This window comes from Cellvibrio sp. (assembly GCF_039207905.1).
In the GTDB taxonomy this organism is placed as follows: domain Bacteria; phylum Pseudomonadota; class Gammaproteobacteria; order Pseudomonadales; family Cellvibrionaceae; genus Cellvibrio.
The window spans coordinates 78,087-92,862 of sequence record NZ_JBCECX010000004.1 but is presented as its reverse complement, the minus strand read 5'-3'; the positions used below and the strand labels follow the sequence as shown (position 1 = coordinate 92,862).

At 49.9% G+C, this 14,776-nt stretch carries 13 protein-coding genes; 4 read left to right on the top strand and 9 right to left on the bottom strand.

Features of this window, described 5'->3' with window-relative positions; genetic code table 11:
* Window positions 1-167 precede the first annotated feature (167 nt).
* The 9 genes from AAGC78_RS03335 to xdhA all read right to left on the bottom strand — a co-directional run bounded on the left by AAGC78_RS03335 (window position 168) and on the right by xdhA (window position 9,719).
* A complete protein-coding gene (locus AAGC78_RS03335) occupies window positions 168-1,106 on the bottom strand; it encodes an alpha/beta hydrolase family protein (protein ID WP_435782616.1) in 939 nt (312 codons plus the stop codon).
* Between the two features lie 24 nt (window positions 1,107-1,130).
* Window positions 1,131-1,433, bottom strand: coding sequence for a DUF1330 domain-containing protein (locus AAGC78_RS03330; RefSeq protein ID WP_435782615.1), 303 nt, complete (start codon window positions 1,431-1,433; stop codon window positions 1,131-1,133).
* Window positions 1,434-1,466: 33 nt separating this feature from the next.
* Entirely contained in the window at window positions 1,467-2,690 is a 1,224-nt protein-coding gene (locus AAGC78_RS03325; protein WP_435782614.1) for a urate hydroxylase PuuD, read from the bottom strand.
* Window positions 2,678-4,018, bottom strand: coding sequence for a guanine deaminase (gene guaD / locus AAGC78_RS03320; RefSeq protein ID WP_435782613.1), 1,341 nt, complete (start codon window positions 4,016-4,018; stop codon window positions 2,678-2,680). The genes AAGC78_RS03325 and guaD overlap by 13 nt, the downstream gene beginning before the upstream one ends.
* Before the next feature lie 69 nt (window positions 4,019-4,087).
* Window positions 4,088-4,426, bottom strand: coding sequence for a hydroxyisourate hydrolase (uraH, locus tag AAGC78_RS03315; RefSeq protein WP_435782612.1), 339 nt, complete (start codon window positions 4,424-4,426; stop codon window positions 4,088-4,090).
* Between the two features lie 19 nt (window positions 4,427-4,445).
* Window positions 4,446-4,946: a 2-oxo-4-hydroxy-4-carboxy-5-ureidoimidazoline decarboxylase gene (gene uraD, locus AAGC78_RS03310; protein WP_435782611.1), complete on the bottom strand. Its 501-nt coding sequence runs from the start codon at window positions 4,944-4,946 to the stop codon at window positions 4,446-4,448.
* 24 nt (window positions 4,947-4,970) lie between these two features.
* Window positions 4,971-5,831, bottom strand: a complete 861-nt coding sequence (xdhC, locus tag AAGC78_RS03305; RefSeq protein WP_435782610.1) for a xanthine dehydrogenase accessory protein XdhC — start codon at window positions 5,829-5,831, stop codon at window positions 4,971-4,973.
* Window positions 5,832-5,854: 23 nt separating this feature from the next.
* On the bottom strand, window positions 5,855-8,218 hold the full coding sequence (gene xdhB / locus AAGC78_RS03300) for a xanthine dehydrogenase molybdopterin binding subunit (RefSeq protein ID WP_435782609.1): 2,364 nt from the start codon (window positions 8,216-8,218) through the stop codon (window positions 5,855-5,857).
* Entirely contained in the window at window positions 8,211-9,719 is a 1,509-nt protein-coding gene (gene xdhA, locus AAGC78_RS03295) for a xanthine dehydrogenase small subunit (RefSeq protein ID WP_435782608.1), read from the bottom strand. The genes xdhB and xdhA overlap by 8 nt, the downstream gene beginning before the upstream one ends.
* A 272-nt stretch (window positions 9,720-9,991) precedes the next feature.
* Here xdhA and AAGC78_RS03290 point away from each other — a divergent pair, with 272 nt between their 5' ends.
* The 4 genes from AAGC78_RS03290 (at window position 9,992) to AAGC78_RS03275 (ending at window position 14,716) form a co-directional block, all read left to right on the top strand.
* Window positions 9,992-11,545, top strand: a complete 1,554-nt coding sequence (locus AAGC78_RS03290) for an ABC transporter ATP-binding protein (RefSeq protein WP_435782607.1) — start codon at window positions 9,992-9,994, stop codon at window positions 11,543-11,545.
* Window positions 11,535-12,620, top strand: a complete 1,086-nt coding sequence (locus tag AAGC78_RS03285) for an ABC transporter permease (protein ID WP_435782606.1) — start codon at window positions 11,535-11,537, stop codon at window positions 12,618-12,620. The genes AAGC78_RS03290 and AAGC78_RS03285 overlap by 11 nt, the downstream gene beginning before the upstream one ends.
* Window positions 12,621-12,629: 9 nt before the next feature.
* Window positions 12,630-13,556 carry an ABC transporter permease gene (locus tag AAGC78_RS03280; RefSeq protein ID WP_435782605.1) on the top strand — a complete coding sequence of 309 codons (927 nt, stop codon included), beginning with the start codon at window positions 12,630-12,632 and terminating at the stop codon, window positions 13,554-13,556.
* A gap of 71 nt (window positions 13,557-13,627) precedes the next feature.
* Window positions 13,628-14,716, top strand: coding sequence for a BMP family ABC transporter substrate-binding protein (locus tag AAGC78_RS03275; protein WP_435782604.1), 1,089 nt, complete (start codon window positions 13,628-13,630; stop codon window positions 14,714-14,716).
* The last annotated feature ends 60 nt before the right edge of the window (window positions 14,717-14,776 follow it).

Genomic DNA, 14,776 nt, shown 5'->3' with positions numbered 1-14,776 from the left:
TAATACAGAACCAAAATGATAACCATATTCAATTTATTGGAATGCGAGGCAGCATACATACAGCTGCTTTTTCGTCTTAAATGAGACGCAGGTCAAGGTGCAATAACCCTGCGTCATAACAGCAGATCCCTGTAGGATAAAATTGTCTATACAAGCAGAATCAAACTTTACAAATTCCGCACCACCCAACTGACAGTCACCGCCAGCAATTCTTCAGCGGTGGATTGATCATCGGCCAAGCCATTTGCATTGCTATTACCCAATACATTGAACATGTGATCTGCATTTTTAATTAACACCATTTCGGCATTGGGCGATTTAACCGTGTTAATCAAATTGACCGATGATGCGTAGGGAACCAGGGTATCGGCAGTACCTGCCACCGCAAGTAATTTTCCTTGATAATTTTTCATCTGATCCAAACTGGTATTGCTTTTTATTTCATCAAACCACTGCAAGCCGAAGTTTAACGGCTGTGCGCGCCAGGGAAATTTAACCACGGCATAACCATTGGCTTTTGCTTCCTGATAATACTCATCAAACATGAATTTAAAAACGCCCGTGCCATTTTCTGCCACACTGGACCAAGCGACCAGTGATTTAATACGCGCGTCTTTTGCTGCAACCAATTGTGCAATCAATCCACCCTGGCTGAAACCTGTCAGCGCCATGCGCTCTGCATCCAGTTCAGGTTGCGCAGCGAGAAAATCCAGCGCGCTTGTAACATCGCGTGTCGCACTGGTAAGACTATAAAAACGATAATCAACAGGACTGTCACCGGTTCCAGCAAAATCAATACGCAAACTCGCATAGCCCGCTTGTGCCAGATAAACCGCAAGGCGCTGGTATAAACCACCTACTTCATTTTTTTGCGATGCAGTACCGTGCAAAAGCACCATCACCGGAATTTTTTTACCGGTCGTATGCTCGGGCATCACCAAGATGCCGGGAATCTTGTATTCACCATTATCAATTGACACTGCTGTTTCAGTGTATTTCGCAACTGTTTTGGTTGTTGCATCAACCGGACTAGTCGCACTGCAATTAACCAATACGATACTTGTTAAAATGCAGCCGATGATAAGTAATACGCGCGAGCTCTTCATTTTTTGTTCCCACAATAAAAGTGCTTAACCAACAAAGTCCACACTGCCTTCCACAATAATCATATTGGCGCTGGCATTAGCATTACGCAGCGCATGTATAGGTGCGTACTCGGCACAGGTCGCCCAATGATTTGCTGTGGCGATATCCGGAAACTCCATCACCACTAAACGTTTCGGTTGCCAAGCTCCGCTAATCACTTGCGCTTGCGCACCGCGCACCAAGTAGCGCCCACCGCAGGCAAAAACCGTGGGGGTAATTTGTGCGAGATAGGTTTTGTAGTTTTCCGGATTGTGTACTTCTATATCCACGATCACATAGGCAACCATTGCTTTTACCTTCTTAAAAAATACAGCTAAAAATTACTGCGCATTGAGCCAATCGATTAACGTCTTGCGCTCGATGTCTGTCATTTGATGAAAATTACCCAGCGGCATATAACCTGACTGCAGCGCAGGTAGTGCACGCACTTTCTGCACTTTAAGATGTGCAACAGAATCGATTAACAATCCCGCTGGTGCAGCCGTAAATCCGGTTTGGGTTGGTGTAGCAGAATGACAATTCGCGCAGTGAACCTGAATCAATTGCGTCACTCGTGCTTCCTCAGTTACTTGATTTTGCGGTACTGCAGAATCTGTTTTAACCGCAGCAACTGATTTACCTGGAGTAGACGCCGACATCAGGATCGCAATCAATACCAAGCCCGCAAAACTACTCAGTAGAATTTTCGGCTTTACCACACCGAGATGCTTAAGATTAAAAAAGTGACGCCCCCACGCCAAGCACAAACCAATCGCCACTAATGCCAACCACGAAAATGCATGGCTATACAAAAATGAGTAGTGGTTGCTGATCATGCAAAAAATAACCGGCAGGGTTAAATAGTTGTTGTGCGTCGAACGCAGCTTGGCAAACGCCATAGCATTGGTATCAGGCGGTTCGTTCGCACTCACTGCCGCAATAAATTTCCGTTGCGCGGGCATAATTCCCCAGAACACATTGCCGGCCATCCAGGTTGCGATCATCGCACCCACATGCAAATAGGCAGCGCGCGGTGAAAATAATTGATGCGCGAGATAACTCGCAACCGTGATTACCATTAACAAGGCAGCAGCAATCACCAAACCACGTTTCACCAGCGGTGTACGCAACAGCAATTCGTAAATTAATTGACCGCCGAGAATAAATGCAATACTCGCCACCACTGCCCAACCCGGCGATTGAATCCAGGTGTTGTGCCCTACAAGATAAGTTTGCGCTTGCAGGTAATACATTAAAATTAATAAACCTGTACCACTCAGCCAGGTGCTGTAGGCCTCCCACTTAAACCAGTGCAATTTTTGCGGCATCACCTCGGGGCGCAGTTGATACTTGGCGACTTCATAAATACCACCGCCGTGAATTGCCCACAGATCACCTTTTACTCCCTTATCAATTTTCCATTGCGGCGGCTCACGTAAACTTAAATCCAGCCAGATAAAATAAAATGATGCACCAATCCACGCGATGCCCGCGACCACATGGAACCAGCGAAAAGCGAGATTGAGCCACTCCAACAGGATGCCATCAAACACTAGTCCAGCCATACCAGTTCTCCTTTGGCATTATCAGCGCGGCGAAAGACCAACTTACCCATAATGTAAGTACGCGCGATATTGTGTTCGTCGCCCAAGGTCATGAGCGCAAATAATTCTTCCTGCAATTCTTTTGCCGAGGCCTGACGCATCGCCTGTAACGGAGTTGCACCTAAATTGATAAGAATAAAATCGGCTTCTTTACCTTGCGCAAAATTGCCGATGCAATTATCCAATTGCAAAGCGCGGGCATTACCCAATGTGGCCATATAAAACCCTTTTAACGGATGCAAATTTTGCCCTTGCAACTGCAACACTTTGTAGGCTTCGGCAAGGGTGCGTAATTGCGAAAAGCTGGTGCCACCACCAACATCGGTCGCGAGACTGACCGGAACACCAGCGCCCTCCAGACGCGCCATATCCAGCAGACCACTACCAAGAAATAAATTTGATGTAGGACAAAAAGCAATGCCCGATTGCGTTTGTGCCAAACGCGCAACTTCGTCATCGCTCAAATGGATGCCGTGACCAAACACGCTGCGCGGCCCGAGCAAGCCGTAGTGATCGTATACATCAAGGTAATCGCGCGCATTGGGATAGAGTGATTTTATCCATGCGATTTCCTGTTTGTTTTCGGAGAGATGGGTTTGCAAATAAAGGCCGGGATAATCGCGATACAATTTTCCGGTCACCGCCAATTGTTCCGGTGAGCTGGTCGGAGCAAAACGCGGTGTCAATGCATACTGCATGCGCTTGGTGCAGTGCCAGGTTTCAATTAATTTGCGGCAATCTGCATCGCTGGTTTCCGGTGTGTCCAACAAACCCGCAGGCGCATTGCGGTCCATCATCACCTTGCCGGCAATCATGCGTAGGTTCATTTTTTCCGCAGCAGCAAAAAAAGCCTGGGTGGATTGCGCGAACACAGTGGTGTAAACCATTGCACTGGTAGTCCCGTTTTGTAACAGGAATTTTAAAAACGCTTGCGCAGCAACAGCGGCAAATTCCGGATCAGAAAATTGCAGCTCAGTCGGGAAAGTAAAATTGTTGAGCCAATCCAATAGCTGCTCACCATAGGAAGCAATAACACTGGTTTGTGGATAATGGATGTGGCTATCGATAAATCCCGGCATCAACAGATGATCGGGAAAATGCCGGCACTGCATTAAATCAAAACCTTGCTGTGCCATGTCTTCCGCGTTGCCAATGGCCTTAACGCGCCCCTGTTCAACTAGCAGTACGCCATCGGGAAAATATTCGATACCGGCACCCGTAAGCGGATTGGGAACATCGGTAAAATGTAAAATTCGTGCGCGAAACGCACTCACACCAGAAGAACTCATAACCAGCCTTAACACCCAATAAAACAGAATCGAAAAATGTAAACTTAACTCGTCACTACCAGCGCGTAGTTAACTGCCGCGATAGGTTGAATAACCATGAGCGTTTAGCAACAGCGGAACATGGTAGTGTTCGTGCAAATTCACCACTTGAAAATTAATCTGCACCTCAGGATAAAAGCTGCTGCGCTCTTGCTTTGCGTACCAGTCGCCAGTGGCGAAATGCAATTGATAGCAGCCTTCGCGTAATTCAAATTCATTGTCCCACTGCATAATGCGGCCATCAGCATCGGTCAATGCGCGTGCAACTGGCACACCGGCATCTGCACGCAATAAAGTGACTTGCACATCCGCTGCGGGTTTTCCGGTATCAAGATTCAGGATATGGGTAGTAATTGCTGCTCGTTTCATGTGGTTTTGCCCTGGTCGGTCAGAGGGTATCAATTAATTTTTCAATTCTGAGCCGGGTAATTTGACCTTGCTCATGCGCACCATTTTTTAGTTCCCGTGCGCGTGGGTTATCTATTCTCGCTTGCAGTAAGCGCAACATTTCTTCAGCGGACTTTCCGCTAGCACACACAATAAAAATAAAGCCGTTTTTTTCTTCATAGTCTTTGTTGAGTCGATACAACGATTGGATTACTTCTTCGCTTGCCTGCAATACTTGCCCTTGCTCCTGGGTTGCACGACCGGCATAACGCGAACGCAATAATTCAATATCGCCAATGCGGGCGTGACCGGAAAACGCATCCAAAATTTCTGTCTCACTTGCCTCTAGCCACACGCGCTCTGCGCAAGCTTGCAAATCATCAATACTGGCGAAGGGACGCGAAGCACTGACAGCTTCAGCCCAGGTTTGGCAATGACAGCAACCATAGAGCGCGCTCACGGCATCCACTGCGGGTAAATGATTAAATTCTTCCAAATGCATTCAGGTGTAATCCTCTGCCCGCGATTATTCGCACAAAATCTGCTTTGCTTGCTTGGTTTGCAGTAGCGTTTTAATTTCCCGCCAGGAACTGGAACGCGCTGTCGATGCGGGAACCTGCTGGTAATAGCGACTTTGCAATTGCGCCGCTATAGATACCGCAACCTCCATTGGTAATTTGCCTTTCACTTCCGGTAAACCAATCGGGCTATGGATGCTATCGATTGCCTCGCTTGCAAACCCGGCATCAGCCAAACGTTTGCGAAAACGTAACGCTTTGGTTTCAGAACCAATCATGCCTGCAAATGCGTAGCGCTGGTCGCGCAGTAAGGTTTGGCACAAGGCAAAATCCAGCGTGTGATCATGGGTAAAAATAATGGCCCATGCATTTTCAGGTAATTGTGCAATGGCAGCGGTTGGATCAGCGTGAAATTCGTAACGGCAATTTGCTGGCAATGGATTCGTCATTAGTTCGGGGCGATTGTCGATAACACGCACCTGACATGGCAGCCCCGCTAAAATAGTCACTAGCGCTTGACACACATGCCCCGCACCAAAGAGCGCAATTTGCCAAGTGCACGCAGCAAAAGATTCCAACATCACAGTGACATTGCCACCACAACATTGCGCAGCCTCCGCCGCAAGGGGAATAGGTTTTAAAATTTGGCAAGTTTTGTTCTGCGCAAGTAATTCGCGCGCTTGCTGTACCAATAAAAATTCCAGCTGGCCACCACCGATAGTGTCGTAGGTGGCCGCGGCTGTAATTACCATTTTGCTGCCGCCATCGCGCGGCGTTGAACCCTGGGTATTAATAATGGTGGCGATAACATAAGCATCGCCGCGTTGTTGGCAGTGTTGAATTGCATTCGACCAATTGAGTAGTGACATCACTATTTTCTCCTATCGAACGGTTAAATACGCGAACGATTAAATGCAGTGCAATCTTGCAGCGCCCAATAAACTCGCTCAGGCGTTGCCGGAGTATCAAGGCGCGGACTAAATTGATAATCGGTTGTGCTACTGCAAGCATCGCGCAGTGCTGCCCACACGCAAATCGCTAACATGAGCGGCGGCTCACCCACGGCTTTGGATAAATGGATGGTATTTTCCAAATTGGGTTCGTCGTAAAGCTCAACGTTAAATATTTCCGGCACATCAAATGCAGTGGGAATTTTGTAATTGGCCGGGCTATTGGAAATGACGCGACCTTTTTCATCCCACAGTAATTCTTCTGTTGTTAACCAACCCATGCCCTGGATAAAACCACCTTCAATTTGACCGATATCAATCGCCGGATTGAGTGATTTACCCACATCGTGCAATACATCAACCCGATCGACTTTGTACTCGCCGGTCATGCAATCGATGGTGACTTCCGCAGCAGCGGCACCATTGGCGAAATACAAAAATGGTTGGCCTTTGGCAGTTTCGCGGTTGTAGAAAATTTTGGGCGTGCGGTAGTGACCGGTCGCAGAAAGCGGAATGCGATTGAGATAGGCCAACTTGATAAACGCAGGGAAATCCAGTTGTTGCTCGCCCAGCAATACCACATCATTTTTGAAAATAATTTGCTCAGCTGTAACCGAAAAATGTTCGCAGGCAAAGGCAATCAAATCGGCTTTGATTCTATCGCACGCATCTTTGGCAGCCATACCATTTAAGTCAGTACCGGATGACGCCGCAGTAGGAGAAGTATTGGGAACCTTATCAGTACGGGTTGCTGACACCATTACCCGATTCACATTGACACCAAACGCGCTGGCAACAATTTGTTGGATCTTGGTGTACAAGCCCTGCCCCATTTCTGTACCGCCGTGGTTAATCAACAAGCTGCCGTCGGTATAAATCTGCAAGAGCGCACCGGCCTGGTTGAGATGTTTGGCAGTAAATGAAATACCAAATTTTACCGGCGTGAGTGCGATGCCTTTTTTCAAATGGCGATGGGATTTATTAAATTCAGTAATCGCCAAACGGCGTGCGCGGTAATCCGATTTTTGCTCTAAACGCTCGATTAATTCGGGCAATACATGCTGTTCAATTTTTTGGCCGTAAGGCGTTTCATCCGCACCCGGTTGGTACAAATTCGCTTTGCGTACATCGAGCGGGTCTTTACCTAATTTGCGCGCAATATCCTCCATCAGGGTTTCAATTGCCATCATCCCTTTCGGGCCACCAAAGCCGCGAAACGCCGTATTGGAAACTGTGTGGGTTTTGCAGCGCAAACCGAGGATGCGCGCGTTATTTAAAAAGTAGGCGTTGTCCGCATGAAACATAGCTCGATCAACAATTCCCTCAGACAAATCCGGCGAGAAGCCACACTTGCCCGCGAGCAACATATCCACGCCGAGCAATTTACCCTCGTGATCAAAACCTGCCGTCCAACGATTTAAAAAATCGTGGCGCTTACCGGTTTGTACCATGTCATCGCGGCGCGGCATGCGATAGCGCACAGGTGCGCGATTGCGCTGCGCAAAAATTGCGGCAATACAGGCAAGTGGTGCCGCCTGGCTTTCTTTACCGCCAAAGCCACCGCCCATGCGGCGCACTTCTGCCACCACACGGTGAAATGGAATTGCCAACACCTCAGCAACCAGCTTTTGTATTTCGGTCGGGTGCTGCGATGAGCTGATCACGTGAATGCCGCCATCTTCTGTTAGGCGTGCTTCACTGATTTGCCCTTCCAGATAAAAATGTTCTTGTCCGCGCACATAAATTTCGCCATTTAATTTGTGCGGGGCAGATGCAATTTTCGAATCCGGATCACCCTGCAATAATTGATGCTGGGGCAATACAAAACTTTGTGCACTGAGTGAATCTTCAACGGTTAATTGTGCTGGTAATTCTTCGTATTCAATTTTTGCCAATAGCGCTGCGCGCTGCGCTGCGACAAAACTGGTGGCCGCAACAGCAAAAATTGGCTGGCCAATAAACTCAACCAAATCGCCTGCCAGCAAAGGATCACCGGAATACACAGGAGCAACATCCACTTTGCCGGGAATATCACTTTGCACTATCACATCGATAACACCGGGCGCACTTTTTACCGCCGACAAATCGATTGAGTGAACGCGCGCATGGGGTTTAGTTGACTGACCGGTAGCGACAAATAAAGTACCCGGCAACAGCGGAAGATCATCTACATATTCAGCGGTGCCACGCACATGTTTGTGCGCAGATTCATGGGCGATGGAGTGCCCTACGCCGCCGACTGCAGTGGAAATTTTTTCAGCATTGTCTGCAGGAGATAATTCGGAATTAACAACAAGTCTACGCATGATGGAACAACCTCTCTTCAACAACAGCGCCGGAGGCTTCGGCAGCAAATTCGTAACAGGATTTTTTCAGCAGGTTGCACGCCATTTCCATGCGATATGCAGCACTTGCACGCACATCACTCATAGGTGCAAATTCACCGCACAATAGATCACAGGCTTGCGCGAGAATAGTTTCATTCACAACGCCCGCAACACACCATTGTTGGCTTGATAAAAATTGTTCCGTTGCCTGCGCGCGTTTAGGAATTCCGGCCATGCCACTAAATGCGACTTTAAATTGGCCACCAGGAAATTGGTTGGTTGCATCGCAACTCCAACAAAACGCCCCCATCACGGCGGAGATATCATCTTCATAACGCTTACTGATTTTGAATAACTTGAGCGGCTTTGCGAGTTGCGCGCGCGCGATATAAATGCGCGCAAGATATTCGCCCGCCGCAAGTGTGGTTTTTTTGTAATCGCGATAAAAATCTACCAACCGTTCGCGGCGATAATCGCCATGGCTATTGCCAATTTCCAATTCAGCATCCAGCGCTAACAAATAGGGTGGCGTATCGGCAATTGGTGAGGCGTTACAAATATTGCCTCCCATAGTCCCGCGATTGCGGATTTGGCGTGAACCCAAACGCGCGAGCAGCGCGGTAAATTCGGGCGAGAGATCGCGCAGGGATTTTTCCAGCTGGCTATAAGTTGTCGCCGCGCCTATGCACACATAGTCAGCGGTGATTTTAATTTCGCTCAAGCTGGCAATACGGTTGAGGTCAATCAAGTGCGGCAGGCTTTTGTATTGCTGGGTTACATCCAGCATCAGGTCAGTTCCACCCGCGACCAACCGCGCCTGTGGCTGTTCCGCAAGCAGTTGCTGTAATTCAGCTTCACTTTGTGGCTGCCAATAGGTAGTAGCGCCATCGGACAGGATTCTGCTGCGACTGCTGGCAGGCTCGTCATTCTTGCCCACTAAAGGTGCATCCTGCTCCCACTTTTGCACAAAACTGGCCACTTGGGCAGGTTTTTTAAAAGCCGAAAGGCCAGCCTCAACAATCGGGCGATAACCGGTGCAGCGGCACAGGTTTCCGGAAATCGCATCAATAACCGCAGCGCGTTGTGCGTCTACGCCGGCAGCGGCCAGCTCGTCCGCTGCAGCAAACTGTAAACCTGCCAGCGACATCACAATCCCGGGAGTGCAAAAGCCGCATTGGGAACCGTGGCATTCCACCATTGCCGCCTGCACCGGATGCATCTCTGCGCCCCGATCTGCCAAGCCTTCTACGGTGATAACGCTGCAACCATGCAGGCTGCCGAGTGGATAGATACAGGCATTGACCGCCTTGTAACCCGCGTCTCCACTGGCGACCAGGACGGTACAGGCACCGCAGTCACCGGAGGCGCAGCCCTCTTTGGTGCCGACCAGATTTTGCTGGTTGCGCAGGTATTGCAACAGCGTCATATCGGCTGCGGCATCATCCAACTCAACCCGTTTATTGTTCACCACAAACTGCACAGATTTTCCTCCAACACACCCGCTCACAGCCTCTATTGGTTATAGCTGATTTCGGCAAATAGGTTTTCACTGCTACCGTCAAAGCAAAAGTCTGGCCAAACAGACAATTTTTTATCAGTTTTTTGCAGAGGCAGTGTTTTCACAGGCAGTGGCATGCAAATTGCTCAAGCCTGAGTATCTTTTTGTCCAGATAGTCAGGTTTACGGATTCAGAGAAGCGCGCAGGTTGATATGGCCAAGTGCGCTTGTAGATTTACATAAGAGAGACTGTGTATGTCAGAAAAGAAGGCGATGCGCCTTGAGCTGCTGTCGTTAACCAAGGTTTATCCCGGCTGCATCGCCAACGACGCGGTGAGCCTGCAAGTAGCGCCCGGCGAAATCCACGCGCTACTGGGCGAAAACGGCGCGGGTAAAAGTACCTTGATGAAAATGATTTACGGGGTAGTGAAACCCGATTCCGGGCAAATGCAGTGGAACGATAAAGAGATCACCATCAGTGGCCCTGCCCATGCGCGCCAACTGGGCATGGGCATGGTGTTTCAACACTTCTCTTTATTTGAAACCCTGACCGTGACCGAAAACATCGCGCTCTATTTAACACCGGCCGAATACGGCACGCTCGATAAATTGCGCGAGCGCATTATTGCCGTGGGCGATGAATACGGTCTCGCGATAAATCCTGACCGCCTCGTACACAGTTTGTCAGTCGGCGAGCAGCAACGGGTAGAAATTATTCGCTGCCTGCTGCAAGACATCCAACTGCTTATTCTTGATGAACCCACCGCCGTACTTACACCACCCGAAGTTGCACAGCTTATTGAAGTACTGAAAAAACTTGCGCGCAAAGGGTGCAGCATTTTGTTTATCTCGCACAAATTGCACGAAGTGAATGCACTCTGCGACAAGGCCACCATTTTGCGCGGCGGCAAAGTGACCGGTACGTGCATCCCGAGCGAAACCAGCCCCAGCCAAATGGCGCGCTTGATGCTTGGCGACGAATTGGAATTGCAAGAGTCCATGCCTGCAGGTAAAGCAGGCGAATGCCTGTTATCGCTCGACAAAATCAATGTCAAACCGCGCGATGCCTTTGCAATTAATCTGCAAGATATTGAATTGAAATTACACGCCGGTGAAATCCTTGGCCTCGCTGGTGTTGCCGGAAACGGGCAGGATGAATTAGTGGACTTGATTAACGGCGAACTCGCCAGCGACAGCGGCAATCTGGTTTTTAGCGGTAAAGATATAGGTGCGACCGGCGTGCAACAACGACGCGATTTAGGTTTAGCGGTTGTACCCGCTGATCGCATCGGGCGCGGCGCACTCGGCAATATGAGCCTGACTGAAAACAATTTGCTCACCAGTTATATCAACCAGACCGGAAAATTCGGCTGGCTCGATTGGCCAATGATTCGCGCGCGCGCAGCAGACATTATCGAGCGCTTCAAAGTGAAAGCGACTGGCACAGAGGCCAGTGCAAAAAGTTTGTCGGGCGGCAACCTGCAAAAATTTATTATCGGTCGCGAAGTTATGCAGAGCCCGAAAGTGTTGGTGTGCTTTCATCCCACCTGGGGCGTTGATGTCGGCGCAGCCAATTTGATCCATCAAGAACTGATTAAATTGCGCGATCAGGGCGCAGCAATTTTGGTGATCAGTGAAGATCTGGACGAGCTGTATTTATTGGCGGATCGCTTAGGTGCATTGTGCGGCGGACGCTTATCTCCACTCGCCCCCAAAGCTGATGTTCCGCTTGGGCAACTCGGGCAATGGATGACCGGCGAGTTCGGCAGCAACACCACTAATGCAGCGGAGGTGGCTCATGCGTATTGAAAAACGCCTGCATGATTCGCGCTTGATGGTGTATTTATCGCCACTGCTCGCACTCCTGCTTACATTGGTTTCCGGCGCACTGTTATTTGCGTTGCTCGGGCGGCCGCCGCTCGCCAGCCTCTACACTTTTTTTATCGCGCCGATTAGCGATCTGTATGGGCTCTCCGAACTCGCGGTAAAAGTAACGCCGCTCTTGCTCTGCGCGATTGGATTGACGCTCTGCTTCAAAGCCAAAATCTGGAATATCGGCGCAGAAGGGCAATTTGTGTTTGGTGCACTGATTGGCGGCGCCGTGACTTTGCAATTGGCTGACAGTGAAGGCTTTTGGGTGCTGCCGACGATTATCCTCAGCGGCGCTGCTGCCGGTCTCGCTTGGGCAGGCATTGCTGCACTGCTGCTGACGCGCTTCAACGCCAACGAAATCCTCACCACTATCATGCTCAATTACATCGCAGTAAACCTGCTGTTGTGGGCGGTGCATGGCCCGCTTAAAGATCCGGACGGACTCAACTTCCCCGAGTCTGCGCTCTTCGCCAGCCAGACATTATTGCCGGTGTTATTTGAAGATTACCGCGTAAGCATCGCGCTCTTTATCGCACTCTTTATGTTGATAGTGATTTGGGTTGTGCTCACCCGCACCCTACTTGGCTTCCAATTGCGGGTGATGGGCGAGAACCAAAACGCGGCCCGTTTTGCCGGATTCAAAGGCAAAACCCTGGTCTGGCTGCTGCTGTGTTTCAGCGGTGCAATGGCGGGTGTAGCGGCGATATCTGAAACCAACGGTCCCGTCGGCCAACTGATTCCCACCCTGTCGCTCGGCTACGGTTACGCCGCCATCATCGTGGTGTTTATGGGACGTATGCATCCGCTCGGCATTCTGCTCGCCAGCTGCTTGTTAGGGCTTACTTACCTCGGCGGCGAGATGGCACAAATAGATCAGGGTTTACCTAAATCCATTACCGGTTTATTCCAGGGCATGCTGTTGTTTTACCTGCTCGCCTGCGACCTGCTGATCAGCTACCGGCTGGTATCCAGTTCGCACACCAAAACCGCCACCATCGACAGCGCAAATTAGGTCAGTTTTATGGATATCAGTTTGATTGAAAATATTCTCTTCGCCATGGTGCGCACCGGTACGCCGCTACTGTTGGTGGCGCTGGGCGCGATGATGTCGGAGCGCTCCGGTGTGTTAAACCTCGGGCAAGAGGGCATGATTCTGGTGGGCGCTGCCTGCGGTTTTATTGCCGCTTATGCCGGTGGCAGCTTGGGTCTCGGGGTTATCGCCGCGGTTGCTGCCGGAGTGGCGGTATCGCTTATTTTTGCGTTTATCGCACTCACCTTAATTTCCAATCAGGTCGCAACCGGCTTGGCTCTCACCATTTTTGGCACCGGCCTGAGCGCCTTTCTCGGTGCCGCTTACGTGGGCCAAACCGTCACCGGTTTTGCACCGCTGGCAATTCCGTTATTGAGCGATATTCCGCTGATCGGCAAAGCGCTGTTTGCGCAGGATGCTCTCGTGTACCTCTCATTTATTTTATTCGCCGCCGTATTTGTAGTGATGCGCTACACCCGCCTCGGATTAATTATTCGCGCGGTGGGTGAAAACCCCGATGTCGCTCACGCGCTGGGTTACAAAGTATTGCTGGTGCGCTACTGCGCGGTGATGTTCGGCGGCGGCATGGCGGGCTTGGCCGGTGCCTATTTATCGCTGGCCTATACACCCATGTGGTCGGAGGGTATTGCGGCTGGTCGCGGCTGGATTGCACTCGCGCTGGTGGTATTTGCCAGCTGGCGCACCGAGCGGATTTTGCTCGGTGCCTGGTTGTTTGGCTTCGCCAGTATTTTGCATTTATTGCTGCAAGGTTACGGCTACGAAATTTCGCCCAACCTGCTCGCAATGCTGCCCTATGTGGTCACGATTCTGGTGCTGGTGATGATGATGTATCGCCAGAAAAATCAGGGCTTGTTTGCGCCGCGCTCACTCGGTCAGCCCTATCATCCTTTGAAATAAATGGGCATGCGCAGAAATAATGTTGTATCGATTTTCTAGTTAAAAAATTAAACACTACAAGAGGAAAAATCATGGCTTCGTCCATCCGTAAAATCGTTAGCGGTTTGATTGGTGTTACCGCCGCATCACTGCTGAGCATGAGCGCCAGTGTTTTTGCCGCGCCCTTAAAAGTCGGCTTTGTTTACGTCAGCCCGATTGGCGATGCCGGTTGGACTTACCAACACGACGAAGCGCGCAAAATCGTGGAGAAAGAATTCGGCGATAAAATCGAAACCACCTATGTCGAGAGCGTGGCCGAAGGTGCAGATGCAGAACGCGTTATCCGCAATATGGCATCACGCGGTTACGATTTAATTTTCACTACCTCATTTGGTTACATGAACCCCACTATCAAAGTGGCAAAAATGTTTCCCAAAGTAAAATTCGAACACGCGACCGGTTATAAAACTGCTGCCAACGTCGGCAACTATCAAGCGCGCGATTATGAAGGCCGTTACCTCGCCGGTATGGTTGCCGGTGCGATGAGCAAGAAAAATGTGATCGGTTATGTAGGCGCCTTCCCGATTCCGGAAGTAATTCGCGGCATCAACTCCTTTATGCTCGGCGCACAAGCAGTAAATCCGAATATCAAAATGAAAGTGGTCTGGGTGAACACTTGGCACGATCCAGCCAAAGAGCGTGAAGCTGCCGAGAGTCTGGTTTTGCAAGGCGCTGATGTCCTTACCATGCACACCGACTCTGCAGCAGTAATCCAAGCGGCGGAAGCCAAAGGAATTTACTCTGTGGGTTTCAACTCCGACATGAGCGCCTACGGCCCGAAAACCCATTTGACCTCATCTACCCAACACTGGGAAAGTATTTACAGCGCAAAAATCAAAGCTGTCTTGGCGGGCACCTGGAAGCCGGAAGCTATCTGGCACGGACTGAAAGAAAATGTAGTGGCGCTCTCGCCGATCAATCCGGTAGTGCCAAAAGAGGTTGTCGCAAAAGTAGATGCGTATAAAATGGAAATGATTTCAGGCAAGCGCGCGGTTTATCAAGGTCCTATTTACGATCAGGCGGGCACACTGAAAGTGGCTGAAGGCAAAACCTTGAGCGATGAAGAGTTGCATCAACAAAATTGGTACGTAAAAGGTATTGACGGGACCATTCCTAAATAAAGGTCCTAAATAGAAGCCCCAAATAAAACGCCCCAATAACATCCAGAACACGGCTGCACA

Coding starts and splice junctions, on each gene's coding strand:
- AAGC78_RS03335 (WP_435782616.1), bottom strand. CDS start 1,106: ATGAAGAGCTCGCGCGTATTACTTATCATCGGCTGCATTTTAACAAGT.
- AAGC78_RS03330 (WP_435782615.1), bottom strand. CDS start 1,433: ATGGTTGCCTATGTGATCGTGGATATAGAAGTACACAATCCGGAAAAC.
- AAGC78_RS03325 (WP_435782614.1), bottom strand. CDS start 2,690: ATGGCTGGACTAGTGTTTGATGGCATCCTGTTGGAGTGGCTCAATCTC.
- guaD (WP_435782613.1), bottom strand. CDS start 4,018: ATGAGTTCTTCTGGTGTGAGTGCGTTTCGCGCACGAATTTTACATTTT.
- uraH (WP_435782612.1), bottom strand. CDS start 4,426: ATGAAACGAGCAGCAATTACTACCCATATCCTGAATCTTGATACCGGA.
- uraD (WP_435782611.1), bottom strand. CDS start 4,946: ATGCATTTGGAAGAATTTAATCATTTACCCGCAGTGGATGCCGTGAGC.
- xdhC (WP_435782610.1), bottom strand. CDS start 5,831: ATGTCACTACTCAATTGGTCGAATGCAATTCAACACTGCCAACAACGC.
- xdhB (WP_435782609.1), bottom strand. CDS start 8,218: ATGCGTAGACTTGTTGTTAATTCCGAATTATCTCCTGCAGACAATGCT.
- AAGC78_RS03290 (WP_435782607.1), top strand. CDS start 9,992: ATGTCAGAAAAGAAGGCGATGCGCCTTGAGCTGCTGTCGTTAACCAAG.
- AAGC78_RS03285 (WP_435782606.1), top strand. CDS start 11,535: ATGCGTATTGAAAAACGCCTGCATGATTCGCGCTTGATGGTGTATTTA.
- AAGC78_RS03280 (WP_435782605.1), top strand. CDS start 12,630: ATGGATATCAGTTTGATTGAAAATATTCTCTTCGCCATGGTGCGCACC.
- AAGC78_RS03275 (WP_435782604.1), top strand. CDS start 13,628: ATGGCTTCGTCCATCCGTAAAATCGTTAGCGGTTTGATTGGTGTTACC.